The sequence below is a fragment of the Lysinibacillus sp. LK3 genome (assembly GCF_001043675.1).
Classification (GTDB): Bacteria; Bacillota; Bacilli; order Bacillales_A; family Planococcaceae; genus Lysinibacillus; species Lysinibacillus capsici.
Map to the genome: position 1 here is coordinate 45,830 of NZ_LDUJ01000029.1, position 25,923 is coordinate 71,752.

The window sequence follows — 25,923 nt, forward strand, 5'->3', positions numbered from 1 at the left end:
AAGGAAGTAGTACTTTGCCAAGTTTTTCGCATTTTTTTCAAATACTAATGGAAACAAAAGGTGTATTCTTTAAAGCTATGCTTTTAACATTAGAGCTGACGGTGGTTTCTATCTTACTGGGAATCATCATCGGACTAGTCTTTGCCTTATTAAAAATTTCTAATATAAAAATTTTAGAACTTATTTCAGATATATATGTCTATTTGGTTCGAGGAACACCACTGATTGTTCAAATATTTATCCTCTACTTCGGAATTAGCGGGATTTTCCTTCTCCCTGATTTTTGGGCTGCTTCCCTTGCTCTAGCGCTACATAATGGAGCTTATATTTCTGAAATCCTTCGGGGAGCAATTCAGTCAGTCGATAATGGCCAATTTGAAGCAGGACGCTCTTTGGGAATGACAAAGACACTGACATTAAGAAGGATTATTCTCCCACAGGCATTCCGTAGAGCATTGCCGCCTTTAGGCAATCAATTTATCATCAGTTTAAAAGATTCTTCGTTAGCCGCATTTATCTCCATGAATGAGCTGTTTAATGTGGCGACAACACTTGGGTCGAATAATTTCGATGAAATGACCTACTTACTCATTGTAGCAGTCTACTATTTATTGCTGGTAGCGTTGATGACATTTGTAGTGAACCGAACTGAATTAAAATTAGCAGTAAGCGACAGATAGGAGCTGAAAAAATTGGACACTAAGGAAATGATTAAAATAAGTCAATTGAATAAATCGTTTGGAGACTTACATGTATTGAAAAATATCGACATGACAGTCTACGAGAGCGATGTTGTTTGTCTAATAGGATCGAGTGGGTCAGGGAAAAGCACCCTCCTTCGCTGCTTGAACTTTTTAGAAAGAAAAGATAATGGCAATATTATAATTGAGGGAAATGAAGTCAATCCACGGACAGATGATCTTAACAAGATTAGAGAAAAGGTTGGGATGGTGTTTCAAAATTTCAACTTATTCCCACATAAAACGGTTTTAGAAAATATTATTGAAGCACCTGTTATGGTAAAGGGTGTAGACAAAGAAAAAGCTATCATCAAAGCAAAACAATTACTGAAAAAAGTAGGTTTGGAGGATAAGTCGGATGTCTATCCTAGTAAACTATCAGGGGGGCAAAAGCAACGGGTGGCGATTGCTAGAGCACTTGCGATGGAACCAGACATTATGCTTTTCGATGAGCCAACATCGGCACTCGATCCTGAGCTTGTGGGAGAGGTTTTAACAACCATGAAAGATTTGGCTGAAGAAGGAATGACTATGGTTGTTGTAACCCATGAAATGGGATTCGCAAAAGAGGTAGCTGATTGGATTGTCTATATGCATGATGGGAGAATTATTGAACGCGGCACACCTGAACAATTTTTCAATCATCCAAAAGAGGAGAGAACACGAGAATTTTTAACTGCAACGATGCTTAAATAAAACTAAAAGGTTCTGAACGGTAATGTTAGGATCTTTTATGGTTTTGCATTAAATATTCGATTACTAGATAAAGCTTGTACAGAAAAACTGCACATAGACTCGTTACAGCCAACCTTATCATGAGTAAGTGAAATTTAAATAGCAAAAGGAGAAATTGCAAAGCGCAATTTCTCTTTTTGCTGGAACTGTACTTATTTAATTATAACTCAACTTCGGTAACTTCATTATTACCATTACCATTACCATTACCATTACCATTACCGTTGCCGTTGCCGTTGCCGTTGCCGTTACCATTGCCGTTGCCGTTGCCGTTGCCGTTGCCGTTACCATTGCCGTTACCATTGCCGTTGCCATTACCATTGCTCGGCTTTTCAACCAATACATCAAATGTTAATGTGTGGTCACCATACGTTGCTGTAATTGTCGTAGTACCTTGACCTTTACCTTTTACAGCCCCTGCTTTTACAGTAGCTATTTTATCATTTGCTACTTCGTAGGTTGCAAGAGTAGTAACATCTTTTTCTGTTGTTCTACCCTCAAAAGTAGTTACTTCAGTAATCTTAACCATAACCTCTTTACCTATTCTAGTTTCAACCTGAGCTTGGTCAATTTCTAGTGTTACGATTGGTGTTTCTACAACAGGTGCTTTTACTGTAACATTTACCGTAACTTCATGATCACCATATGAAATAGTAATCGTAGTCGTGCCCTCACCTACAGCAGTTACTAATCCATTTGCTATTGTTGCAACATTTTCATCTCCCACAACATAAGTTGCTTTTGAAGTTACATCTTCCTCTGTTGCTTCACCTTCTGGAGGAGTAGATGTCTCTGTTACCGTAAGTTGTGCAGATTCCCCAGCTGTTAGGTCTAGCTCAGTTGGATTGACAGAAAGTGTTACTTTTGGTTCAACTACATCTTTTTCAAATATTAGTGCTTCACCAACATTCCCTGCAGCGTCTTCAATTTTTACTGATACAGCATTAGTTTCTGTTGTTACTGGGAATGTGAAGCTACCGTCTTGATTTAATTCAAAAGGAACTGGCGCTTGTATTTCGCCATTCACAGTCGCAATATAGGAAGCTTTTAATTTATCATTTAAATTGTAGTTTAAACCATATAAATATAACTCTTCATTGTAGTCGATATACTTATCTGTTACCTTTCCTGTAGCGACACCTTCAGCTACTGAACCAGTAATTTCTGGTTTAGTTGTTTTCACGATAATTGGTCCAACATAATCGGAAACTACCCCTGATGCCGCAAGACCAGTAAAGTCAATAGTATAGAGACCATCTGGAATTGTTGTGGCAGGTTCTGTTCCCCATGGTTTGTATTGCCCAGCGATATTCAGCGTATAAGAGCCTTTTCCTAGCGCAGTACCTGCATGTAGATAACCGATGTAGCCATCACCATATTCTCCACCTTGAGGATTCATAATATCCCATAGCTCGATATAGTTAGTTGTTACATCGCCAGTTAATGTAAATGAAAGTACAGCTGAATCTTTCACGCCATCTCCATTAAAGGAGAGGTCTGTTTCTGTAATCTTTAAATCTTTAATTTCAGTTACTGCCTCGCTTCCAAAGTCAGCTGCGAATGGCAATGAAATTTCTGTAGCACCACCGCTGATGTGAATATACCCCAGTATTTCCGAGCCGTTTGGAGCTGTAGCTTGTGAAGCCGTTAATGTAAGATTTAACACTTGCTCACCAACTAGATTAAATGTTGGCTGGTCGACTGTAACAGTTGCATCACCAAATGATTTTGTCACATCAATTGATACATTATAATTACCGCCGTGCCCCTTTATATCTTTTACTAAAACTTGTTTCGTTACGGAAATATCCTGGTCTTTAAGTGATTGTGGACCAAAAGTAACTGTCCCTTTTAAGTTTTCTGAAACAGCTCCTGTTCCATCTAAAATTGCACTATCCAATGCATAGGCAAGAATTTCTGGATGTGCTGCAGCATAAGCATTTACACGACCTGCACCTTGAGAGAACACATCGTATTTTGTTTTATCTAAAACCTTTGCTGTATTAGAAAGCGCCACTTTTATGTCGAACGCATTCCAATCAGGATTTGCTTGTTTAAGTAATGCAACAATACCTGTAATATGCGGTGTTGCCATAGAAGTTCCTGTTTTACGATCATATGCCTCTGCATAATCTGCATTAGGGAAGTCCTTTTTATACATTGGAATCGTTGACATAATGTTTGTTCCAGGTGCACTTACATCTGGTTTAATATCAAAGTTTGGCGTAGATGGGCCACGGGAGCTTGAATCGTTTACTTCATCTCCCAGTGTCTTTGTGGAAGTAAATTGACTAAAGCTAACTTTTCCAGTTCCACCGGCTAATGCAGCACGAATTGCATTGCCATCCGTTTGGGACATATCAAATGTTGGTAGAAAAGCAAAGGAATCACCCAGGAATGTACCTGAAATATTAGGTGCATTTGTTCCACCAGCAAAGTTATGAATAATTGTGGCGACTGCTCCATTTGCCTTTGCATTCGCAATTTTATCAACAAATGCGATACTGCCACGAGAGATTAATGCCACTTTACCTTCTACATCAATTCCCTCATAGTCTTTTACTTCTCCGTTTCCAGGAATAGCAACTAGGTCAAATTCTCCTTGAAGCTGTGTTGCTAAATCCCTTCCAAAAGTTGTTCCCATTAATGGGAGCTGTTTTGTTAAGTTGTAGTCACCAACTGTAACATTCACTTCACCGTTATACATTGTTTCTGGATTTGTTGTGTTACCCACAGCAATTCCTAAACGAGCGGTTGCAGGCGTGCCCATTGTTCCTCGATTTGGGCCGGAGTTCCCTGTTGCAATTACTCCGATTGTTCCAGCCATCATTGCATTATTAATAGCAAATGAACCAGCGTCCGTTTCAGAGTTAGCCCCCCCACCAAGAGAAAGGTTGATTATGTCCATTTTTTCTGTTACAGCCGTTTCAATTGCTTTAACAATACCAGATGTAGCCCCACTTCCATATGCACCAAGAACACGGTAAGCATAAAGGTCTACTTTTGGAGCAATTCCTTTAATGCCGAAATTGTTAGCTCCAATTGCTGCAATGGTTCCAGCAACATGGGTACCGTGAGAAGTATAGAACGAGCTTCCCTTTTCATTAAATTCAGGTGTTCCAGCAGGACGCTCAGAAGGCAAGGTTTCCGATGCATCGTCATCTGCCCGAGGCTTTGTGTAAGTTGATGAATTTGGAATGAAGTTTTTCCCACCCTTGTAAATTCCGGCGAACTCAGGGTGATCTGTGTCAATACCAGTATCTAATACTGCTACCTTTATACCTTGTCCTTCAATTCCTTCATTCCAAAGCTGTTCGATGCCGAGGAAAGAAATACTTGTATTCATTTGAGCCTCTAATTGATCTTCCTTAATCAGTTCTGATGATTTCATTGTATTATCTTCAGATGCGTAAACAATTGCATCAGGTTCAATTAATGTTATTCCTTCTATTGAAAGCAGCTTTGGGAGATCATTTGCTTTCACAGTTGCTGCAAAACCGTTTAAAACAGTATCAAATGTGTAGCCTTGAGTCATTTGAACATTTTTAGTAGCTAATTCTTTCTTAACTTGTGCTTGTTGAGATTTTACATTTGATCGAACTTCATTTGCTCGCGCATTAGAGAACTTTTGGCCTTTCAATTGGCTCATTCCTTGCTCTAGTGCCACAGGCTTTTCAGATAAATGTACGATGACTGCAACTTCTTGATTGCCTGATACATTTTGTAAGCTTTCGTGAAGAGTTGGACCATCTTTAGACAAGCTTAGCTGTTCAGCGATAGCCGCCTTTAATTGAAGTATACTTTCACTTTGGCTATCCTGCTTGAATGGTTTCGAATCTTCAGCATTAGCACTCGATAATGGAACCAATAGAAAAAGCACCATAACGAAAGCTATCATACTACTTAAAAACTTCGTAAACTTAAACTTTTTCAAATCTCATTTCTCCCTCCACTCTTAATTATCACACTTTTCAGTTTAGTGTGATATTTCCAATTTATCACAGGTGAGATAATTCGAATATCGTAATATTGAAAAATCTCAAAATATTGATAATTAGTATTACTTTGTCAAAAATGAATTAATTCTATTTTCCTAGTAATTTAATAAAAAAGTAGAACTTTCAAATGAGTATTGACTTACAGTAATTCATACTTTTTATCATTTAAGAGTTTTATAAAAAATCTATTTGACGTCCTGTATTATTTTTTGTACGATATTGAAGAAAAGAATGCCCGAACTAGAACGGGAGAGGTTCATAGCTGATACCCTCTATAAAAAACTATGGAAACATGACAATATGCCATGTCCATATCGGACGTGGCTTTTTTTATCTGTTTACTTATGTTTTAAATAGAATGATTGGTGATACCTCTCTTGAAAAGTGTTGGGAAACATTTTACAAGGAGGTTTTTTTATGTCTGGCAGAAGTCATGAAGAAGGATTAAAGGATTTGACCCTATTAGGTAATCAAGGTACAAAGTATTCCTATGATTATGCACCTGAGGTATTAGAGGCAGTGGATAATCTTCATGCTAATCGAGATTATTTTGTTAAGTTTAATTGTCCAGAGTTTACTAGTTTATGTCCGCTTACAAATCAGCCGGATTTTGCAACGATGTACATTTCATATATCCCAGATAAAAAAATTGTTGAAAGTAAATCTCTAAAGTTGTATTTATTCAGTTTTAGAAATCACGGCGATTTCCATGAAGATTGCGTTAATATCATTATGAATGATTTAATTGCATTACTTGATCCAAGATATATAGAGGTTTGGGGGAAATTTACTCCACGTGGGGGTATCTCGATTGATCCATGGTGTAACTATGGGAAGCCAGGAACTAAATACGAAGAAATCGCCAATTATCGTTTAATGAACCACGATCTTAACCCAGAAAAAATTGATAATCGATAAATGAAGCAAGACAGAGGTTTTTAGCTACCCTCTTAAAAAAACTAAGAAGAAAGCAGCACTTTTTCTTAGAGTGCTGTTTTTTTCGATATAAGGGAGTCTATATAGATGAAAAAGGAAAAAGCAATTGTAGTATTTAGTGGAGGTCAGGACAGTACAACTTGTTTGTTCTGGGCAAAAGAACGCTTTGAAGAGATTGAGGCAGTAACTTTCGATTATGGTCAAAGGCACCGTCTTGAAATTGACTGTGCGAAGGTGATAACAGAGGAGCTTGGTATCAAGCATCACATACTTGATATGTCTCTCCTGAATCAACTTGCTCCGAATGCATTGACACGACAAGACATAAAGGTGAGGGACGGAGAAAATGGTGAGCTCCCATCGACTTTTGTGCCTGGCCGCAATCTCCTTTTTCTTTCATTTGCGGGCGTTTTAGCGAGCCAAGTAGGGGCAAAGCATATTGTAACAGGTGTTTGTGAAACTGATTTTAGTGGATATCCGGATTGCCGAGATGTCTTTATTAAATCCTTAAATGTAACGTTAAATTTATCGATGGATGATTCCTTTGTGATTGATACACCCTTGATGTGGCTGAATAAGGCACAAACATGGGAATTAGCTGATCAGCTTGGGGCACTTGAGTTTGTACGACAAAGAACGTTGACTTGCTATAACGGTGTCATAGCAGATGGATGTGGTGAATGCCCAGCATGTAAATTGCGAAATAAAGGGCTTGATGAGTATTTAAGTTATAGGAAGGAGTCTTAAGGCATGTCAGATTTTAAAATCGTTGAGAGACTCCAGAGAATTGATGTGGATATTCAAAGAAATCAATTGAAATACCATGCAAAGCGTGTTCTTATAAGCAAAGAATTTACCTTCGATGCTGCTCATCATCTACATCATTATGAAGGGAAATGTAAAAATCTACACGGGCATACCTATCGAGCTATATTAGGACTGAGTGGCTACACTGATGAACGTGGTTTGATGATCGATTTCGGCGATATAAAAGAAATATGGAAACAAAAAATAGAGATTCATTTGGATCACCGTTATTTAAATGAAACGCTTCCACTCATGAATACGACGGCAGAGAATATTGTTGTTTGGATTTACGAAAAGTTGACTGAGGCCTTGCGTGATGAAGGATATAACGGTGTACGTGTAGAGTTTATCAGGCTTTACGAGACTCCAACAAGCTATGCAGAAGCTAGAAGGGAGTGGATGGAAGTTGAGTAAAGTACCTGTTATCGAGATTTTTGGGCCAACGATTCAAGGAGAGGGTATGGTCGTTGGCCAGAAGACAATGTTTGTAAGAACTGCGGGCTGCGATTATTCCTGTTCTTGGTGCGATTCATCGTTTACATGGGATGGCAGTGGAAAGCACCTTATTGTCCAAATGACAGCGGAAGAGATTTGGTCTGAGTTGAAACGTTTAGGGGGCAATGGTTTTTCATTTGTCACAATTTCAGGCGGCAATCCTGCACTCAATCCGAATTTAGCAGAGCTTATTGCCATTTTAAAAGAAAATGACATAAAAATCGGGGTAGAAACACAGGGGAGTAGGTGGCAAAAGTGGATGTATGAAATTGATGAACTGACAATTTCACCAAAGCCACCTAGTTCTGGAATGACCACAGACTACTCGGTGCTCTCTTATATCTTCGAAAAACTTAAAGATCGGAACAGCAATCACCATGTATCCCTCAAAATAGTCGTTTTTAATCAAGAGGATTACGATTATGCTAAACAAATTCACCATCGATATCCCATGATTCCTTTTTATCTTCAAGTCGGTAATGATGATCTCACGGCAACTGATAATTCACAATTAATGATGAATTTATTGGATAAATATCGTGCACTGATTGATAGAGTAATGAAGGATGAGGATTTAAGAGATGTTAAAGTACTGCCACAGTTACATGCCCTTGTGTGGGGAAATAAAAGAGGCGTGTAGGGTGCTCTTACAAAAATTAAATTTACTTGAGGAGTAATAGTTTGAGAATATTATTTTATTTATTATCTATTGTTATTGCTAATGTGGTAACGGCAGCATTTGCACCTTTACATTTTGGTATGTTTATTGTCCCAATGGGAACGCTTTTAATTGGGGCAACCTTTATTTTTCGGGATCTAGTACAAAATAAATATGGTAGAAAAAAGACGTATTTATTTATTATTACAGCTTTAATTTTATCAGCTGTGGTGTCATTCCTACTAGGTGATACACTTTTAATTGTGGTAGCCTCAGCACTATCATTTGTTGTCGCTGAAACGGCTGATACTGAAATTTATACTCGATTAAAATTACCAATGGCTTGGCGTGTGTTCTACAGTGGTCTTGTTGGAGGATTTCTAGATTCTGCAATTTTCGTAGTAATCGGCTTAAGTCCACTTGGTGCCAATATATTGCCATGGGAAGCGGTACCTGCCGCCATCTTGGGGCAAATTATTGTGAAGACGATTATACAAATGATTGGCGCAATTATTTTAAATAAAGTTGGGCCAATGAAAGAAAAATATATTATTCCAGAATAATTATTCCTTATTATGAAGATACGGATCACAAGTAAGCTTTTTAAAAACAGGCCCATTCGCTTTATTCGAATGGGTCTGTTTGATTTATATTCTTTCTAATGTACCTCTTGCATTTTTTATGCTGTTTTCTTTTGTTTAAGGTCTAAATGATAACTAAAGAAAGTTAGTAGACTTGCACTGACGGCAACTATACCACCGACCCATGTGACATTCATCAAATTTCCTTGATGATATACAATGCCGCCTAATGCAGACCCAAAAGCGATGCCTACGTTACTTGCCACGGGCATAAGAGAAGCAGCGAGTCCTTTAGCATCTGGTTTATAAATTTCGGCCAAATCTATTAAATAAAGTTGAGTAGATGTTGTTAAGAGGATGGCCATTAGTGACATTAGTCCGATGTTCGCTAATCCTAAAGTAAAATGGTTTGTTGTCCAAAATAAGCTTGTCAATACAATAGCTTGTGCGAGAAAGACAAACCGAAGTCGGCCGATGGCATTGTGAGTGGCAATTTTACCGGCAAGAATGTTGCTGAAAATCGAAAGAAAGCCGTAGCCGAATAAGATTAAACTTATAGAATTATTTGGTGCACCCATTCCCTTTAAAATAGGAACAAGGTACGTAAAGACTGCATAGGTTGCACCAAACCCGAGAGCAGGAATGAAAAAGGCAATTAAAATTCGAGGCTGAATTATTAAAGAAAATTGATCCCGTATTGAGCTTCGTACTTGGCTGAGTCGAGTAGGTAAGACAAAAAAAGATGCCGCAAACGCCAACCCTCCGAGAAGAGTGGTTAACATAAAAGTGGCATTCCAGCCGTACCATTCAGCGATTACAATTCCAATGGGTACTCCAACTACATTGGCCAGTGTAAAACCACCGAAAACAAATGATATAGCAAGGCCGCGTTTATTAATCGGCATGGTTTCGCTTGCAACAATCATGGCTAGAGAGATCAATACACCTGTTACAATCGCGGTCATAACCCGAAGTATAAGGAGCATAATATAGCTCGTTGAAATTACACACAGAGCATTTAAGGCAATGAAGGAACCTATCAAAAACAACATCCATTTACGCTTTGGAAAATGGCTTGTTGCTGACATCACGAGTGGTGTAGCGATGGCAAATGTGATAGCGAACGCAGAAACGAGTGTGCCTGCTTTTGCATTTGTCATATGAAGGCTTGAAGAAATATCAGTTAAGATCCCGACAATAACAAATTCGCTTGTCCCAAGAACAAATGTTAATAATGCAAGTGTTAAGATAAGTAACCAATGTCGCTTGGATAACTGTGTATGATGCATAAATACCTCTTTCTTTGAAGAATGTAACTGTGCTACTTAGTAGACACACAATTTAAACATCATATCATAAAATGCATTTATGAGAAATTAGATTGGTTTTCTGTAAATAACAGTGTTTGTTTCCGGTTATTTTCCTCTAAAGAAGGATTTTGTAAATATTACTCGAATTTTTTAATTGGAAGATTAACTTTACAATTTTATCAATTTGATATCTATACATAATAAGGGGATAAGGGGGATTCACATGATTCAATTCCTTCAGATGGGAGCAAATACAGTTATAAGTTCCCAAAAAGGTAGTGTTACTATTAGCTACGAAATGTCTAATTCGATCGATATTTCGTTAACTGCATTCCTTTTAACGGATGTAAACAAGGTACAAGGAGATAGCGGCATTATATTTTATAATCAACCAACTAGCTTATCTGGTGCAGCTACCCTGATACCATCTGAGATTGTAGGGAATATAAAAATACATAAAATGAATTTTGACATGAGTAAAATCCCTGAAGGTATTACTAAAATAGCTATAACACTTACAGAAGATAATAGCCAAGGTTTTTCAAATGTGAAAAATTTAAAGGCAGAAATATGTACTGATAACAATATTATCAATTTAGCACCAGCTAATTTTGCAAATGAAAATGGAATCGTAGTATTAGAATTATATCTAAGAAGTAGTCAGACAAAGGTGAGATCTATTTGGCAGGGATTTGATTCTGGGTTAGAGGGGTTATGTAAAAATTACGGTGTTGAGGTTGAACCTGAAGAACAAAACAAGTTTTCTAAATCAACAACTATAAAAAAACAAATGCTGATAGAACCTGATCAATCATTAAATGTTCCAGAAAGTACAAATAGACAAAGCATGTTATCACAGATAAATCTTGAAAAGGTAAAAGGGAATGTCAGTCTCACCAAAGGTCAAAAGCCAGTTATCATTGATAAAACGCCTGAAATTACTGCTACGGTATCATGGCAAACTGGTACTGACTACGATATATATGCTTTAGTCTATACAAAGGATGGTCAGCAGATCGATGTAGCTATGTTTGGGGCGAAAAATACACCTCCACTTAGGAGTTTTCACAACGGGGTAGTCGAACACATGGGGGATGTTGGGAGAGATGCTGGTTCAACAAAAACTGAAGTAATCAAATTGAGATTAAATAATAATGTTTTAGCTGTTGTTCCTGTGGTTTATTCCGCCCAATCAAATGGCACAGGCTCATTCTACAGATATAAGGTGTCTATGAGTATAGATAATCATAATGGAACCTCCGTTACTATTTTTGCTAAAAATGCTAATAATAATGATAGAATTTATTCCTGTGTACCTGGAATACTTCATAATACTCCAGATGGTGTGATTATCAGCCCATTAGAGCTTTATAGTGAACCAAATTCTGAACGTAGACCTAAGCTGAAGATGGGCTCTTCTAATATGGTAGAAGTTCTAATGGATAAAGGCCCAATAAATGATTACAAGTAAAAGCAAATAAAAAGGAGAGTGGCGATAGCCAATCTCCTCTTATTTTTTCTCCTTTAGTTCGTGGGCAATATACGTAGCTAGTAATTCACGGACTTCATCCGTAGAATGTGCACCCAGTAATTGAACTCTCAATTGACTAGCCCCTTTGAAGCCACGTACATATATTTTAAAGAAACGTTGTAATGCTTTAAATGAACGTGTTTCGAATTCCTTGGAATAGTGGTCATGAAGGTTAAGGTGTAAGTATAGTAAATTAAGGTATTCTTTGGCACTATGCTCTTTAGGTTCCTTTTCAAAGGCAAATGGGTTTGAAAACACCCCGCGCCCAATCATTACACCATCGATACCGTATTGCTCAACTAGTTTTAGACCTGTTAAACGATCAGGAATATCACCGTTGATCGTCAGTAATGTGTGGGGAGCAACTTCATCACGTAGTTTTTTGATATCTCCAATTAATTCCCAATGTGCAGCGACCTTGCTCATCTCTTCCCTTGTACGGAGATGAATAGAAAGATTGGCGATATCCTGTTTTAAAATATGTGTAAGCCACTCACGCCATTCTGCTACAACCGTAAAGCCAAGTCTTGTTTTGACACTGACGGGTAAGCCTCCTGCTTTGGCTGCTTGAATAATATCTGCGGCTAGGTCAGGATGAAGAATTAATCCAGCTCCTTTACCTCTTTCTGCTACATTATCAACTGGGCAACCCATATTAATATCAATTCCCTTAAAGCCTAATTCCTTCATACCAATACTCATTTGACGAAAATGTTCAGGGTTGTCTCCCCAAATATGTGCAACAATAGGCTGTTCATCTTCTGTGAAAGCTAAGCGGTTACGTACATTATCTAACCCATCTGGATGACAATAGCTTGTCGTATTGGTGAATTCCGTAAAATATACATCGGGTCTCCCTGCTTCCTGAATGACATGACGAAATACAACATCTGTCACATCCTCCATTGGAGCTAAAATGAAGAATGGCCGTGGTAAATCAAGCCAGAAATTTTTTTGATTCATTGCTAAAAATCCTCTCTTTCCAAAATACTACCTTGCAAAAAGATATCATATTTACTTTATTTCTACATAGTTAATTGGCTTAGCTTAAGGATAGAAATGCATCATTGTAATTAGACTTTGGCGCTCTTAGATTAGAAAGTAATTAAAAATATCCAACAAAATCCTGTATTATCCATAATGATATAATATGTAATATAATGTAGAAATTTAGGGGGAGAGTTGAAGTGGGAAAATATAAATATAAAACAATCGGTGTGAATGATGTACCCACAATGGCTGAATTACTCGAAAATAGACAGAGCCTTGAGGGTGAAGTATATCCATTTCTAAACAACAGCTGTCTTAATGCTGAACATATAACAAATATGCTTGAAAACTTATTTGCTCATAATACTATTAAGGGGATTGGAGCATTTATTAAAGATGACCTAGTAGGATATTTAATCGGAGTCATCAAGAATGACTCTCTAAGAGGCAGACATGTATGGGTACCATATGAAGGGTTGGCAATCAGAAAGGATCAATCCGCTGAGCTTATTAGAAAATTATATGCAGAGATTTCAGTGGTATGGCTAGAGCAAGGTTGCTTTATGCATTACACGATAATTCCTCTTGGAAATCAGGCTTACTATGATGCCTACCAACGATTAAGCTTTTCTATACAACAAGTACATGGGGTCATGAACATTGGAGATTATAAACCATTTGAAAATACATGTAATGCAGAGATTAGGGTTGCAAATAAAATGGATAGTGAAATGATGGGGAAAATGTCTAGGATCATTCAATCGTATCAAAATTCCGCACCTACATTTGAGCCTGTATTCCCTGAGGTTGTCATGAGCATAAAAGACTCATATAAAAGTATAGTAGAGGAGAATGATGATACATGTTTCGTTGCAGTAAAGGATGGGCAGGAATTAGGATTTCAAAAATATTATCCTATACATTCAGATTTGATGACACCTGAGCATGCAATAGAGCTAACGATTGCAGGTACTTACGCTTCTCAAATGGGAAGAGGTGTGGGAAAAAAGTTGATGAATGAAGGCTGTAGAAGGATGAAAGAGGCGGGCTATGAGAATATCATTACAGATTGGAGAATAACTAATCTTGCTGCATCGGCATTTTGGCCTAAGTGCGGTTTTAAGCCAGTAGCCTATAGAATGGTTAGGTACATTAACAGTGATATAGCCTGGGCAAACTTTAATAACCCAAGTATAGGATTATTGTAAATTTAGTTAGATTTATTAAATTCTGCTGTTATAAAAGAATTCAAACAGCTGGCTAGACACTTAAAATTTAGTTTTAGATTGCTTGCCTATACTTCGTAAATATTGACATTTATTTTTTAGACAACTAAGCTTAATGGAAAAATAGTGCTGGGGGGCTGCCAGTGGAATTTATTAAATTAAATTGTCCAAATTGTAATGGGAAAATTGAATATAAAGAAGAGCAAACATTCAAATGTCCTTTTTGTGATACGGAAATCATGTTGAAAGAGAATAAAATTTATTATGTTGATCAAACGATTAATAATTATTATGGAACAGCTTCTCCTCATACAACATCCCGTCCAAAAACAAATTTAAAGCTGCTCTTTATGATACCAATTGTCATGATGTGTGTATTCCTTGGGTATTTTCTTTTAAGTAGTAATCAAATAGAGGATGGAAACCGTGAAGAACTATCCGTTCGAACAATGCCTGAAAGTGAAGTTCTTCTGTTCTTTTTAAAAGATATTTTTGATAAAGGTGGGACGATGCCAGCAAAAGAAGAGATTGCAAGTATTCGATATTTGGCTGCCTACTATTCTGACGATCAATGGCATTTTGATTATAGTCTAGAAGATCCTTTTACAAATAAGGAAGCTAAAATTTCTACTTATATCATTATGGATAAATTATTAAATACGCAAAAAATTGAACAAAAGGACTTTGAGGCCTTTACTGGATTAACGGTTTTAAAGCTCATGAATGATTATGAAATATCACAAAGTGAAAAAGTAAGCTTCCAACATCTTGAAAACTTAAAAAGTTATACAGGTAGTTTTAATGAATCATTTAGTAAAATCGCAGGATATTTTAGTGATAAGTCTAATGTTAAAGAGCTCTCTATCCAAATTAGAAGTAATGATGAACTTGCTTTATTATTAGAGTTCCCCAATCTTCAATCTCTAGAACTATCTTATGTGGCTGAAGAGGTGACAGATTTTCAGATTCTAAATAAATTATCGCTGAAATCACTTTCCTTAAAATCAATTAATGATTTAAAGTGGCTGTCTACACTAACTAATCTAGAATCGTTAGCAATAGACATTAGTGAAGCTACAGATTTTAGCCCACTATACTCATTGACTCAATTACAAGAATTAAAACTTACCTCAGTAAGAAATTTAAAAACGCTTGATTTTATACAAAATATGCCTAAACTACAATCTTTAGATCTTGAAAACATGAATATCATCAATTTAGATAGACTTAGAAATATGTCATCTTTAACAAAGCTACGTTTAGCTTCTCCTGGTCAAGTGGAATTGTTGGATATGGTTAACAGTCTAACGTCATTGACGGAGTTATCGTTAACTGGCTATCATGGTGATATTTCATCGATTGTAGCGCCCCATTTGAAAAAAGCAGAGCTGAAGAGTTCATTTTTACCACAGCTAGAAGCACCCGCTTTAAGAGATTTGACGGTTTCTATAAGTGGATCGGATTCGCAATTGAATGGTGCAGAACTACTGAAATACCCACAGCTAGAACAGCTTACAGTCATGGAGTATGGAATTCTTACAGGTATTCGTTCATTAAATGACCTACCTCATTTGCAAACAATCAATTTAAATGAGACCCTCTTTTATGAAACCAATGACTTATTCAATTTGCAGCATGTAAAAATGTTAAACTGTAATGAATGTAATTTTCAGGTGAATAGCAAGCCATTTACGAACAACGTGCTGGAGCATTTAACTTTAAATGATGTTTCCATTCAAATTGGTAATGGGGAATGGGTGCAAGAAGTAGATAAGATCATGCCTTACTTTGCTGGCTTTACAAATTTACGTTCATTCACTTTACAAGATAGTTCACTACAATCGTTAAATTTCTTGGGAAATTGGCAACAAATAGAGGTGCTTCATTTAGAAAATAATGCTATTTCGAATGTAGAACCCTTAGTGAATTTGCCCAACTTAAAAAAACTATATATTTTAGGGAATCAGGTACAAAATCAATCTGTATTAGACAAGGGAATTATGATTTATTGAAATAATGTGAATTAATAGCAACCTACGAAATTAATATAGTAGAAATAAAAAGAGACAATGACAGGAATATTCTGTCATTGTCTCTCTTGGATTGTCCTACAGTTTGGATAGTTTTATAATAAATTGATGCTTAACAAGAGGAGTTGAAAAGGATATGTTCGTACGTAATAAAGGTTTGTTTTTTATGCTATCTACGCTAGCCATTATTGTTGTTTTGACAGGCTGTGGTACAGCTAAGGATAGTGAGAAAACTGAGGGAAAAACAGCTAAAGAAACACAAGAAACAATGGATTATGCGTCAAAAGTGAAGGAAAATCCAATTGTGACGATTACGATGAGCAATGATGAAAAAATTGTTATTGAATTGGAGCCTACTGTAGCACCAAATACAGTAGCTAACTTTATTGCTTTAGTAAAAGATGGATTCTATGATGGTCTTATTTTCCATCGAGTTATTCCTGATTTTATGATTCAGGGTGGAGATCCTAAAGGGAATGGTACTGGAGGACCTGATTATTCGATTGATGGTGAGTTTACCTCAAATGGATTTGAAAATAATATGAAGCATGAACGTGGTGTTATTTCGATGGCTCGTTCAGATGATCCAAACTCAGCGGGCTCACAATTTTTCATTATGGTAAAGGAAGCATCACATCTTGATGGAAAATATGCTGCTTTTGGCAAGGTGATTGCAGGTATGGAAACAGTTGATGCCATTGTTGGAGCAGAGCGAGATGCTACAAATAAACCACTAGAAGATCAGCAGATGAAAAAGGTAGAGGTGGATACAAAGGGCTTTGATTATCCAGCACCTAAGGTAAACAAATAGTTTTCGTCCCAATGCTATTGGTTAAAATCTATACTATAAACATTAAAAAGGCTAAATCAATTGAGATTTAGCCTTTTATATTTGTTAAAAAATTGAAATTATAAATATTTTTGAGTAATATGAGAAGAAATTTAAGATTGAGCGATGTTTTATATAAAGGATCCTTTATGTTTGTGGAAGAAAGGGTGTTTGCATGAGGGTAACAGATGAAAATTTTATAAAACATCTTAAGAAAAAACGAGAAGAAGCACTTCAATATGTCATTGATGAATATATGGGGATTATCAAAGCGATTATTTATAATGCTCTAAAATCCTATAATGATCCTCAAATAATAGAGGAATGTATTAGTGATACATTTCTAGGGGCTTATGAAAATGCTAAACAATTTAGAGGCGATAAAGAGGATTTTAGAAGATAGATTTGCACGATAGCAAAGTTTAAAGCCATTTCGAAACAAAGAAGGTTGTCTAAAACTCCATATTTTTATGAGCTAAATGAAACAGGTGAAGCCGCAATATCGGCTGAAGAGGAATACTTAATCAAGACAACAACGGAGGAAGTGCTCATCATGATGACGCAATTAGAGCAATTAGACCGTGATATTTTTACGATGAAATACTTTTTAAATATGAAAAACGAAGAAATTGCTATTCATTGTGGTTTAACAAAAGCCGCTATTGATAATCGATTATATCGTGGGAAAAAACGATTACAGCAAATTCGTTTGGGGGGAAGTATGACATGAAAAAGCTATATAAACAATTTAATGATTTAAATCTTGATATAAATATAGAGCCGATGGAAGTGAGCTCGCTTGAAAAAGAGAGAGTGAAAAGAAATGTCATGATGGTCAAAAAGAAAAGGCATTTCATTAAAAATTTTATTGTTGCAGCTACTTTTTTTATTGCATCCAGTATGACACTTGGTTATACGTTTCCTACATTTGCTGCAAATTTACCGTTTATCGGAAGTATATTCGAATTGTTTATTGATGATGAAAGGTATGTATTTAACAATTATGATCAGTATTCTACAAGTGTCGGAGTGAGCCAAGAAAGTAATGAAGTTGAAGTCACTGTCACAGATGCTGTATATGATGGCGAAAATATTACTATTGCTTACACTATTAAAAGTGAAAAGGATTTAGGAGAAAGGCCAGTTTTATATGGTGACAATCGTGAACTAACTGCTAAGGAATTTGGAAATAGGTATCGATATGGAGGCTATTCAACAAATTATATGGTTCAAAAGATAAACAGCAATGAGTATGCAGTATTGTATATTTTTGAACTCATTAGAGGCTCTAAGCCCAAGGAAGTTCACATTAATTTTCAAGGAAATCAAATTGTTGATTTAAATAATGTAAATAATTCAGTAGCAGGGGACTGGGCATTTGAATTTGCTTTAGAGAAGCTTGAAAGTGAAACAATAAGGGTGGAAAAGGATAGTATGAAAACAGAAGGAAAAGGTATAAAAATTGAAGCTTTTAAAATAACGAAAACACCTATCGCTACAACATTTTACCTTTCCGAAGAAGTCTTGGTAGAAAAAGAAAATGAAGCTTGGCAAGGAGTTCTCATTGACTATATTGTGACAGATGATTTAGGGAATGATTATAATGTCATTCATTTTAGAGGAACTAGTCATAATACAGATTTCAAAGGGCGTGAAAATTTTCCTCGTATTGTTGCAAATAAATTTGATGAACAAGCTACCTCGATTATGATTACCCCTGTAGTAGGTGTATACAAAATTAAGGATAGTACAGGGGCATTAGAACTGATAAAAGAGCCATATACATTAAAGCCTATTGCAGTTCCGATAAAGTAAAAAATTAAAAGAGTATGTAAGAAGAACAACCTTACATACTCTTTTTACTTATCATCTTTCTTTGGGATCGAAATAAGCCATAAAAAATCATCTTCTATTAATATTTGAATGTCTTGCCCCTCACGGATTAGCTGCTCAGCTTTATGCTGCTTGGCGCTTATCCCCCTACGTTTATTACCAAGCACAACGAAATCAGTATGTTGTGTAACAGCTCCCTGTAAATACCCTCCATATGCTTTTACTTGTTTGGAGGCTTCGGATCGTGTCATGGTAGAAAGGGCGCCTGTGAATACAATTTGTTTCTTATAAAAGGGGTGGGTTAGATTTTCAACTGGATCAGAAAAGAAAATGATTTCTGAGTTATCCTTATTGATCATATTCGTTACTCCTTAAAAAATTAATCGATAAATAAATCCACAAAATTTTATATGTATGCTACATTAAAATTAAAAATATAAAGAGGTACATAGACATGAATTCGCAATTGACTGCTTTCATTACTCTTAGCTGCACATCAGGTGTACTAAATTTGTATTTATGTTTATACGTATTTCTAAAACGCTACAATTATACAAAAATTGCTCAATTGTTTATTAGTTATACCGCATTAATTGCGGTATATTGTTTTGCCTCTGCTTTTGGTTTAATCGCTACAACATTAAGTGCCATAAAGGTTTGGACGACCATCCAATATGTAGGTATGGCTTTTTCAACGCCTCTCGGATTATTGTTTATCATGCAATACCTAGGCTTTCATCTGACAAGGAAAAAGATAATGGCTCTTCTTGCCATTCCATTTATTAGCTTAATCATGGTTGCTACAAATGATATACACCATTTTCATTATAGAGTATTTGAAATAGATCCTATATTAGGGGCACCTTATGTTCATCAGGAAATTGGCATATGGTATATCATTCATGGCATCTTTACTTTTGGCTGTATGTTCGTATCTTTTTTATTAGTATTAATCCATTGGAAAGAGACTACTAAGGCCTACCGGCAACAATTAATTGCCTTAATGTGTGGTCAACTTATTCCTATGATAACAGCATTCATCTATTTATTGGGCTTAACACCTCAAGGAGTTGATCCTGTCCCTATGGTATTATGGGCTTCTTCATTTTTATATTTATGGTCTATTAATTCCTCACGGTTATTTAGGGTGATGCCTGTTGCCAAGGATGCAATATTTCATAGTATCAATGATGGGGTTATTGTCTTAGATGAATCTGCTCGATTAATAGAGTTTAACCAAGCCTGTAGCAAGGTATTTCCTCAGCTAACCAGATCAATGATTGGTAGGGATATTAGGAAAACATGGCTTGAAGTAACTGGACAACCGATGCCATTTACCTTGGAGGCAGTGGTGAATACGCAAGACATCGAGATGGTGCTTTCTGATCATACTTATCAAGTGCGTGTTACAGAGCTGCAACATGTTAATCATGGTAAGGGGTTATTACTTATTTTCACTGATATAACAGAGTTGAAGGAGCTACAAAGACAGTTAGAGCAACTCGCTTTTTACGATGAACTTACACAAATTTATAATCGTCGAGCTTTTTTTCAACAATGTAATCAGGCTTACAGCGAGGCAAGAGAATCATCCTCAGCTTTTACTGTCATTTTAATGGACATCGATCATTTTAAAAACGTCAATGATACGTATGGGCATGCTATCGGTGATCAATTACTAGTTCATGTCGTAAAGGTTTGTCAGAGTGTGTTGAAAAAAGGAGAACTGTTTGCACGGTATGGCGGTGAGGAATTTGTTCTTGCACTCAAGGACTCTACATTATTAGAGGGGCAAGCATTAGCTAATTTGCTCTGTAATAGCGTAGAATCCCAGCCACTTATGACTACTGAGGGAGCAATTCGTGCTACTATTAGCTGTGGTGTAGCAGAAGGTACAAAGGGACAAGAGACACTGTATCAGCTTTTAAACAATGCGGACAAAGCACTGTATGCGGCAAAACAAGCAGGCCGTAATCGAGTACATGTTTTTCTAGAATAAAAAAGCTAAAATATACAATCATTGAGGCAATGATGTATATTTTAGCTTTTTACTTACCAATTTGTATGGAAAACACCTTGTGCATCAATTCGTTCATACGTATGCGCACCGAAATAATCACGTTGTGCCTGTAACATATTAGCATTAGATGAACCTGTTCGAAAACTATCGTAATATGTGAGAGAAGCACTCAAGCAAGGGAACGCGTTTCCTGCTTGGATGCCTTCACAAACTATTTTTCTTAATCCATTTTGATAGTCCATCGACTTTTCTGCAAAGTATGGATCAATTAATAAATTATTTAGAGAAGGTTGCTTTTGATAGGCTTCACTAATAACATTTAAAAAATCTGCTCGAATAATACAACCACTACGGAAAATTAATGCAATATCTTTTAATGGTAAACGCCATTCATAAAGCTCTGATGTCATTTTATATTGTGTAAATCCTTGTGCATAAGCACATATTTTCCCCATATATAGCGCTTGGCGGACGTATTCAATCCAGACATCTCTATCTAAATTTTGCTGTTTATAATTTGGTCCAGATAGTATTGCCTCTGCTTGAATTCGTTCCTCTTTTAATGATGAAATATAGCGAGCGAATAAGGCCTCCGTAATAATTGATGTAGGAATACCATTGTCTATAGATTGCAGGCTTGTCCATTTCCCAGTACCTTTTTGACCAGCTTTATCAAGTATCATATCAATCAGTGGTAATCCTGTTATCTCATCTTTTTTCCTTAAGATTTCAGCTGTTATTTCGATTAAATAGCTTTTCAATTCACCCTGATTCCATGTTTCAAAGATAGTAGCAATTTCCTCAACGGATAATCCTATATTTTTTCTTAAAAACGTATAGGCCTCCGCAATGAGTTGCATATCTGCATACTCGATTCCATTGTGTACCATTTTGACGAAGTGACCTGCGCCCTTGGGACCAATATACGTACAGCATGGTGTATCATTCACTTGTGCTGCAATCTTTGTCAGTATAGGTGCTACTTTGTTATAGACCTCTTGATCACCACCGGGCATGATAGATGGTCCTGTCAATGCTCCTACTTCACCACCAGAAATACCAATCCCTAAATACCCAATTCCTAAAGCTTTAAGTTCATCGTATCTACGCTCTGTATCTTTATAATGAGAGTTGCCGCCATCCATAATGACATCGCCCTTTTCAAGGAAAGGCACTACTGATTGAATAACTGAATCAATAGCATTCCCAGCTGTCACCATCAAAAAAATCTTTCTTGGTTTTTCTAAAGCTTGTACAAACTCTTCTATTTCATAGTAAGGAGTAAGCGATTGTCCTTCAACTTTTTGTAGAAGTTTGTCGGTTAAATCTCGTGTGTAATTATAAACGGCTACTTGCTCGCCCTTATTAGCCATGTTTAAAGCGATATTACTGCCCATAACACCTAATCCAATAACGCCAATTGTATTTAACATTGTACTTGCTCCTTTTTAAACATTTTTTAAACAAATAAACTAAGTAATAAAATAAACCCTAAACCAGCCACAGATACAATTGTTTCTAGCAAGGTCCAAGTAGCGAATGTTTCCTTCATGCTCAATCCAAAATATTCTTTAAACATCCAGAAACCTGCATCATTAACATGTGAAGCAATTAAGCTTCCTGCACCTGTTGCCAACACAACCAAGGCAAGGTTTACATCACTTTGACCTAACATTGGAATGACTAACCCAGCTGTTGTTAAAGCAGCAACCGTAGCTGACCCTAATGAAATGCGTAAAATAGCCGCAATAATCCATGCTAGTAAAATTGGCGATAAGGTAGTTCCATGGAAGAGTTCAGCTACATAATCACCGACACCACCATCAATTAAAACTTGTTTGAAGGCACCACCGCCCCCAATAATTAAGAGCATCATACCGATATGGGATATTGCTGTTGTACATGACTCCATTACTTGCTTAATAGGAATTTTCCTTGCGATACCCATTGTATAGACGGCAACTAATAAGGAAATTAACATGGATGTACCAGCTTCACCGATGAAGCGGATACCTGCTAAGAAGCCATTATCTTCAAAGCCAATTGTTTTTTGTAACAGTGTAATAATAGTAGCAATGGACATTAAAATAACGGGTAATAGTGCAGTAAAAACACTTATTCCAAAACTCGGTGTGTCCTCTAGTTCAAATGTTTTTTGTTCACCTAGAGAGGCAATATTTCCAGTTTTGTTGAATGATTCAGGCACTAACCTTTTCGCTAATTTTGTAAATAATGGTCCAGCTAAAATAACAGTCGGAATGGCGATGATAAAGCCATAAAGCAACACCTCACCAATATTTGCCCCAAATTCGCCAGCAATAACAGTTGGTCCAGGATGTGGTGGCAAAAATCCATGTGTGACAGATAAGGCTGCGGTCATTGGAATTCCTAAATATAAAATAGAAACCTTTAATTGTCTTGAAATAGCAAAGACAATTGGGATTAATAGCACAAGACCTACTTCAAAGAAAAGAGCGATACCGATAATAAAGGATGCTGCTACAACTGCCCATTGAATGTTCTTTTCTCCAAATTTATTCACAAGGGTCATGGCAATACGCTGTGCACCGCCAGAATCGGCAATTAATTTTCCTAGCATCGCTCCAAGACCAAATATTAGTGCCAAGTGACCTAATGTTCCACCTAACCCTGCTTCAATCGTTTTTACGATAATATCCAAAGGCATCCCAAGAGCTAAAGCAACACCGAATGAAACAATGATTAATGAAATAAACGTATTTAATTTAAAGCCCATTATTAAAATTAACAGCGCAATAATACCAATACCTACAATAACTAATGGCATGTATTCTCCTCCTCTTTAGTCGGGCTTAATTAAGCTCCTTTGATACTGAGCAATTGACGTATAGTCGTCTGCTAAAACTCTAGATAAACGAATGAAAATTGGGAGTAGTTGTCTATATTCTTTGGCTGCTTCTTCGATTGGCGTATGTTTATAAGTGTCACCAACCATATCAGCGACAACGTCAAAGGAATCAATTTTTCCTGTAGCATATAAGCCTAAAATACAAGCGCCTAGACAGGAGCTTTCATAGCTTTCAGGTACTACCACTTCGGATTCAAAAATATCCGCCATCATTTGTCTCCAAATCTCAGAGCGTGAAAATCCGCCTGTTGCTTGAATACGAGTGACATGGCTTTCCATACATTCCAGTAATGCTAAATAGACAGTATATAAATTGTAGATAACCCCTTCGAGGGCAGCTCGTATCATATGTTCCTTTTTATGAGACATAGTTAAACCAAAAAATGAACCACGGACATCTGGATTCCATAAAGGCGCACGTTCACCTGATAGATAGGGATGGAATAGCAGCCCATCAGCACCAGGTTGAACACGTTCAGCAATTTTCGTTAACACTTCATATGGATCAATACCTAGTCTTTTAGCTGTTTCAATCTCAGAAGAGGCAAACTCATCGCGAATCCAGCGTAATACCATACCACCATTGTTTACGGGTCCACCAATGACCCAATGGTTTTCTGTTAGTGCATAGCAAAAGATTCTACCCTTTACATCTGTTTTGGGCCTATCAATTATGGTACGGATAGCACCGCTTGTCCCAATAGTGACAGCAATTTCGCCTTCTCGAATGGCGTTCACACCTAGATTAGAGAGCACGCCATCACTAGCACCAATGACAAAAGGTGTTTGTGGGTCAATACCAATTTGTTTAGCTAAAAGGTCATTGCAATTTAAAAATAGTTGAGTTGTTGGTACGAGTGTGGATAATTGTGCTTTCGCAATACCTGCAACAGCTAAAGCTTCTTCGTCCCAATCTAATGTATGGAGATTCATCATACCCATACATGAAGCTAATGAATAATCGACGACATATTGATCAAAAAACTTTTTAAAAATGTATTCTTTAATACCGATATATTTCTTCGTTTTGCGCGCGATTTCAGGATGTTCATGCACAAGCCAAGTAATTTTGCTTAGTGGTGACATTGGGTGAATAGGTGTACCTGTTCTTTTATAAATTTCATGGCCATTCCAGTCAGTTTTAATTTTATGTGCCCATGCTTCACTACGATTATCCGCCCAAGTGATGACAGGTGTTAACGGTTGATCATTTTCGTCCATAGCGATCACACTATGCATAGCACTACTAAAGGAAACAAATAGTAATGGTTTATCAGAATGGACTTTCATAATGTTGGTAATGGCTTGTAGTACAGCTTGAAAGATTTCTTCTGGATTTTGTTCTGCTGTCGAAATATCCGGTGTATATAATGGATACCCAATATTTTCTTGTTGAATAACCTTCCCATGTTGACTAAATAATACGGCCTTAGTGCTAGTAGTCCCTATATCAACACCTAACATATAGTTAGTCATTTTGTGGCTCAACCCCTTTAGATAGCATTTGCTGTGACCGCCATAAATCTTCTACTTTGCCTTGAACATCATCAAAATTTTCATGTAAGGATTTAATCATAAGCTCTCGATCTTTGGCTCTAATAGCGTCAATATAGAGCTCATGATTTTTCACAATACGAGTAAAATCCTCATATTTCTCTTTAAAGCGCATGCGCATAGATAGTAAAATCAAGCCTTCCATTACTGGCTTTAAATTATTCCAAATCATGGTGATATAGGAATGTCCGATGGAACGAATAATTGTCTCATGGAACATAACATCCTGATAAGAAAATTCGTCTGCATCGTTATACTTAATGGCAACTTTCATCATTTCTAATGTTTTGCTAAGTTCTAGTGCTAAGCTAGTTGTATCCATTTTTATGAGACGTTCAAACACAAATGTTTCAATCAGCAATCGAACATCATAAATTTCTTCAATCTCTTTTTCAGATAAACCAATGACAACAGCACCCATTTTCTCTAATCGAATGATATTTTCAGAAGCTAATATTCTTAAGGCTTCACGAATGGGTGAACGGCTTACTTCAAAATCAGCTGCCAGTTTGTTTTCTGAAAGAATGGTACCGCTTTCAATTAAACCTGAAATAATACGCATTCTAAGTTCATATGCTACGCGATCACCTGTAGAAGCCTTAGAAAGCCATTTTTGTGGATATAAATAATCATTATATTCGCTCATAATATCACCCTTTTTGATTTTGAGTATACTTGTATACAAGTATTATAGTCAGAAAGAAAATAAGATTGCAAGCGACTTACTAACAATCAAAAATTGAAAAATCCTCAACTCTATACT

The 25,923-nt window shown here is 36.6% G+C and carries 23 protein-coding genes and 1 riboswitch; of the genes, 15 read left to right on the forward strand and 8 right to left on the reverse strand.

Features of this window, described 5'->3' with window-relative positions:
* Positions 1-14: 14 nt before the first annotated feature.
* Together VK91_RS19570 and VK91_RS19575 are read left to right on the forward strand one after the other, a co-directional pair.
* Positions 15-680 (forward strand): amino acid ABC transporter permease, encoded by a 666-nt coding sequence (locus VK91_RS19570; RefSeq protein WP_004233396.1) that lies wholly within the window; start codon positions 15-17, stop codon positions 678-680.
* 27 nt (positions 681-707) lie between these two features.
* A complete protein-coding gene (locus tag VK91_RS19575; protein WP_167444822.1) occupies positions 708-1,436 on the forward strand; it encodes an amino acid ABC transporter ATP-binding protein in 729 nt (242 codons plus the stop codon).
* A 199-nt stretch (positions 1,437-1,635) separates the two neighbouring features.
* Here VK91_RS19575 and VK91_RS19580 read toward each other — a convergent pair whose 3' ends face one another.
* Complete coding sequence (locus VK91_RS19580; protein WP_048395260.1) at positions 1,636-5,409, reverse strand: S8 family serine peptidase; 3,774 nt, start codon at positions 5,407-5,409, stop codon at positions 1,636-1,638.
* Between the two features lie 309 nt (positions 5,410-5,718).
* A riboswitch (PreQ1 riboswitch) is annotated at positions 5,719-5,765 on the forward strand.
* 125 nt (positions 5,766-5,890) lie between these two features.
* Between VK91_RS19580 and queF the strand changes: the two genes are divergently transcribed.
* From queF to VK91_RS19605, 5 genes are all read left to right on the forward strand, one after another.
* Positions 5,891-6,391 carry a preQ(1) synthase gene (gene queF / locus VK91_RS19585; protein WP_004233404.1) on the forward strand — a complete coding sequence of 167 codons (501 nt, stop codon included), beginning with the start codon at positions 5,891-5,893 and terminating at the stop codon, positions 6,389-6,391.
* Between the two features lie 105 nt (positions 6,392-6,496).
* Complete coding sequence (queC, locus tag VK91_RS19590; protein ID WP_048395262.1) at positions 6,497-7,156, forward strand: 7-cyano-7-deazaguanine synthase QueC; 660 nt, start codon at positions 6,497-6,499, stop codon at positions 7,154-7,156.
* Positions 7,157-7,159: 3 nt separating this feature from the next.
* A complete protein-coding gene (gene queD, locus VK91_RS19595; RefSeq protein WP_048395264.1) occupies positions 7,160-7,630 on the forward strand; it encodes a 6-carboxytetrahydropterin synthase QueD in 471 nt (156 codons plus the stop codon).
* Positions 7,623-8,351 carry a 7-carboxy-7-deazaguanine synthase QueE gene (gene queE, locus VK91_RS19600; RefSeq protein ID WP_004233410.1) on the forward strand — a complete coding sequence of 243 codons (729 nt, stop codon included), beginning with the start codon at positions 7,623-7,625 and terminating at the stop codon, positions 8,349-8,351. Before queD ends, queE begins: the two co-directional genes overlap by 8 nt.
* A 41-nt stretch (positions 8,352-8,392) precedes the next feature.
* The gene (locus tag VK91_RS19605) at positions 8,393-8,932 is read left to right on the forward strand and encodes a VUT family protein (RefSeq protein ID WP_048395265.1); all 540 of its coding nucleotides are present in this window, start codon (positions 8,393-8,395) and stop codon (positions 8,930-8,932) included.
* 116 nt (positions 8,933-9,048) lie between these two features.
* On the opposite strand, the gene VK91_RS19610 is transcribed toward VK91_RS19605, so the two are convergent.
* On the reverse strand, positions 9,049-10,239 hold the full coding sequence (locus VK91_RS19610; protein WP_048395267.1) for an MFS transporter: 1,191 nt from the start codon (positions 10,237-10,239) through the stop codon (positions 9,049-9,051).
* Positions 10,240-10,483: 244 nt separating this feature from the next.
* Between VK91_RS19610 and VK91_RS19615 the strand changes: the two genes are divergently transcribed.
* Positions 10,484-11,731: a TerD family protein gene (locus VK91_RS19615; protein ID WP_048395269.1), complete on the forward strand. Its 1,248-nt coding sequence runs from the start codon at positions 10,484-10,486 to the stop codon at positions 11,729-11,731.
* A 39-nt stretch (positions 11,732-11,770) separates the two neighbouring features.
* On the opposite strand, the gene VK91_RS19620 is transcribed toward VK91_RS19615, so the two are convergent.
* The gene (locus VK91_RS19620) at positions 11,771-12,754 is read right to left on the reverse strand and encodes a tRNA-dihydrouridine synthase (RefSeq protein ID WP_048395271.1); all 984 of its coding nucleotides are present in this window, start codon (positions 12,752-12,754) and stop codon (positions 11,771-11,773) included.
* Positions 12,755-12,978: 224 nt separating this feature from the next.
* Here VK91_RS19620 and VK91_RS19625 point away from each other — a divergent pair, with 224 nt between their 5' ends.
* The 6 genes from VK91_RS19625 (at position 12,979) to VK91_RS19645 (ending at position 18,681) form a co-directional block, all read left to right on the forward strand.
* Positions 12,979-13,989, forward strand: coding sequence for a GNAT family N-acetyltransferase (locus tag VK91_RS19625; RefSeq protein ID WP_048395273.1), 1,011 nt, complete (start codon positions 12,979-12,981; stop codon positions 13,987-13,989).
* 161 nt (positions 13,990-14,150) lie between these two features.
* Positions 14,151-16,019 (forward strand): leucine-rich repeat domain-containing protein, encoded by a 1,869-nt coding sequence (locus VK91_RS19630; protein ID WP_048395275.1) that lies wholly within the window; start codon positions 14,151-14,153, stop codon positions 16,017-16,019.
* A 154-nt stretch (positions 16,020-16,173) separates the two neighbouring features.
* A complete protein-coding gene (locus tag VK91_RS19635; RefSeq protein WP_048395277.1) occupies positions 16,174-16,848 on the forward strand; it encodes a peptidylprolyl isomerase in 675 nt (224 codons plus the stop codon).
* A gap of 193 nt (positions 16,849-17,041) precedes the next feature.
* Positions 17,042-17,269 (forward strand): sigma factor, encoded by a 228-nt coding sequence (locus VK91_RS23095; RefSeq protein ID WP_231595737.1) that lies wholly within the window; start codon positions 17,042-17,044, stop codon positions 17,267-17,269.
* Between the two features lie 45 nt (positions 17,270-17,314).
* On the forward strand, positions 17,315-17,596 hold the full coding sequence (locus VK91_RS23100; RefSeq protein ID WP_231595738.1) for a sigma factor-like helix-turn-helix DNA-binding protein: 282 nt from the start codon (positions 17,315-17,317) through the stop codon (positions 17,594-17,596).
* Complete coding sequence (locus VK91_RS19645; protein ID WP_048395280.1) at positions 17,593-18,681, forward strand: DUF4179 domain-containing protein; 1,089 nt, start codon at positions 17,593-17,595, stop codon at positions 18,679-18,681. The genes VK91_RS23100 and VK91_RS19645 overlap by 4 nt, the downstream gene beginning before the upstream one ends.
* A 44-nt stretch (positions 18,682-18,725) precedes the next feature.
* On the opposite strand, the gene VK91_RS19650 is transcribed toward VK91_RS19645, so the two are convergent.
* Positions 18,726-19,058 carry a BRCT domain-containing protein gene (locus VK91_RS19650; RefSeq protein ID WP_048395281.1) on the reverse strand — a complete coding sequence of 111 codons (333 nt, stop codon included), beginning with the start codon at positions 19,056-19,058 and terminating at the stop codon, positions 18,726-18,728.
* Between the two features lie 95 nt (positions 19,059-19,153).
* On the opposite strand from VK91_RS19650, the gene VK91_RS19655 reads away from it, so the two are divergent.
* Positions 19,154-20,698, forward strand: a complete 1,545-nt coding sequence (locus VK91_RS19655) for a histidine kinase N-terminal 7TM domain-containing protein (RefSeq protein WP_048395283.1) — start codon at positions 19,154-19,156, stop codon at positions 20,696-20,698.
* A 53-nt stretch (positions 20,699-20,751) separates the two neighbouring features.
* Here the strand turns inward: VK91_RS19655 and gnd are convergent, their stop codons facing one another.
* From gnd to VK91_RS19675, 4 genes are read right to left on the reverse strand one after another with little or no spacing between them, the layout of a single operon-like run.
* Positions 20,752-22,152, reverse strand: coding sequence for a decarboxylating NADP(+)-dependent phosphogluconate dehydrogenase (gnd, locus tag VK91_RS19660; protein ID WP_048395284.1), 1,401 nt, complete (start codon positions 22,150-22,152; stop codon positions 20,752-20,754).
* A gap of 26 nt (positions 22,153-22,178) precedes the next feature.
* Positions 22,179-23,525: a GntP family permease gene (locus VK91_RS19665; protein ID WP_048395286.1), complete on the reverse strand. Its 1,347-nt coding sequence runs from the start codon at positions 23,523-23,525 to the stop codon at positions 22,179-22,181.
* Positions 23,526-23,540: 15 nt separating this feature from the next.
* On the reverse strand, positions 23,541-25,082 hold the full coding sequence (gene gntK / locus VK91_RS19670; RefSeq protein WP_048395287.1) for a gluconokinase: 1,542 nt from the start codon (positions 25,080-25,082) through the stop codon (positions 23,541-23,543).
* Positions 25,075-25,806 (reverse strand): GntR family transcriptional regulator, encoded by a 732-nt coding sequence (locus VK91_RS19675; RefSeq protein WP_048395289.1) that lies wholly within the window; start codon positions 25,804-25,806, stop codon positions 25,075-25,077. Before VK91_RS19675 ends, gntK begins: the two co-directional genes overlap by 8 nt.
* Positions 25,807-25,923 lie beyond the last annotated feature (117 nt).

Bases quoted from the DNA above. Each gene is read 5' to 3' on its own strand.
- VK91_RS19675 (WP_048395289.1), bottom strand. From the start codon at position 25,806: ATGAGCGAATATAATGATTATTTATATCCACAAAAATGGCTTTCTAAG.
- queD (WP_048395264.1), top strand. From the start codon at position 7,160: ATGTCAGATTTTAAAATCGTTGAGAGACTCCAGAGAATTGATGTGGAT.
- VK91_RS23095 (WP_231595737.1), top strand. From the start codon at position 17,042: ATGAGGGTAACAGATGAAAATTTTATAAAACATCTTAAGAAAAAACGA.
- VK91_RS19665 (WP_048395286.1), bottom strand. From the start codon at position 23,525: ATGCCATTAGTTATTGTAGGTATTGGTATTATTGCGCTGTTAATTTTA.
- VK91_RS19615 (WP_048395269.1), top strand. From the start codon at position 10,484: ATGATTCAATTCCTTCAGATGGGAGCAAATACAGTTATAAGTTCCCAA.
- VK91_RS19635 (WP_048395277.1), top strand. From the start codon at position 16,174: ATGTTCGTACGTAATAAAGGTTTGTTTTTTATGCTATCTACGCTAGCC.
- queC (WP_048395262.1), top strand. From the start codon at position 6,497: ATGAAAAAGGAAAAAGCAATTGTAGTATTTAGTGGAGGTCAGGACAGT.
- VK91_RS19575 (WP_167444822.1), top strand. From the start codon at position 708: ATGATTAAAATAAGTCAATTGAATAAATCGTTTGGAGACTTACATGTA.
- queF (WP_004233404.1), top strand. From the start codon at position 5,891: ATGTCTGGCAGAAGTCATGAAGAAGGATTAAAGGATTTGACCCTATTA.
- gntK (WP_048395287.1), bottom strand. From the start codon at position 25,082: ATGACTAACTATATGTTAGGTGTTGATATAGGGACTACTAGCACTAAG.
- VK91_RS19655 (WP_048395283.1), top strand. From the start codon at position 19,154: ATGAATTCGCAATTGACTGCTTTCATTACTCTTAGCTGCACATCAGGT.
- VK91_RS19610 (WP_048395267.1), bottom strand. From the start codon at position 10,239: ATGCATCATACACAGTTATCCAAGCGACATTGGTTACTTATCTTAACA.
- VK91_RS19620 (WP_048395271.1), bottom strand. From the start codon at position 12,754: ATGAATCAAAAAAATTTCTGGCTTGATTTACCACGGCCATTCTTCATT.
- gnd (WP_048395284.1), bottom strand. From the start codon at position 22,152: ATGTTAAATACAATTGGCGTTATTGGATTAGGTGTTATGGGCAGTAAT.
- VK91_RS19650 (WP_048395281.1), bottom strand. From the start codon at position 19,058: ATGATCAATAAGGATAACTCAGAAATCATTTTCTTTTCTGATCCAGTT.
- VK91_RS19645 (WP_048395280.1), top strand. From the start codon at position 17,593: ATGAAAAAGCTATATAAACAATTTAATGATTTAAATCTTGATATAAAT.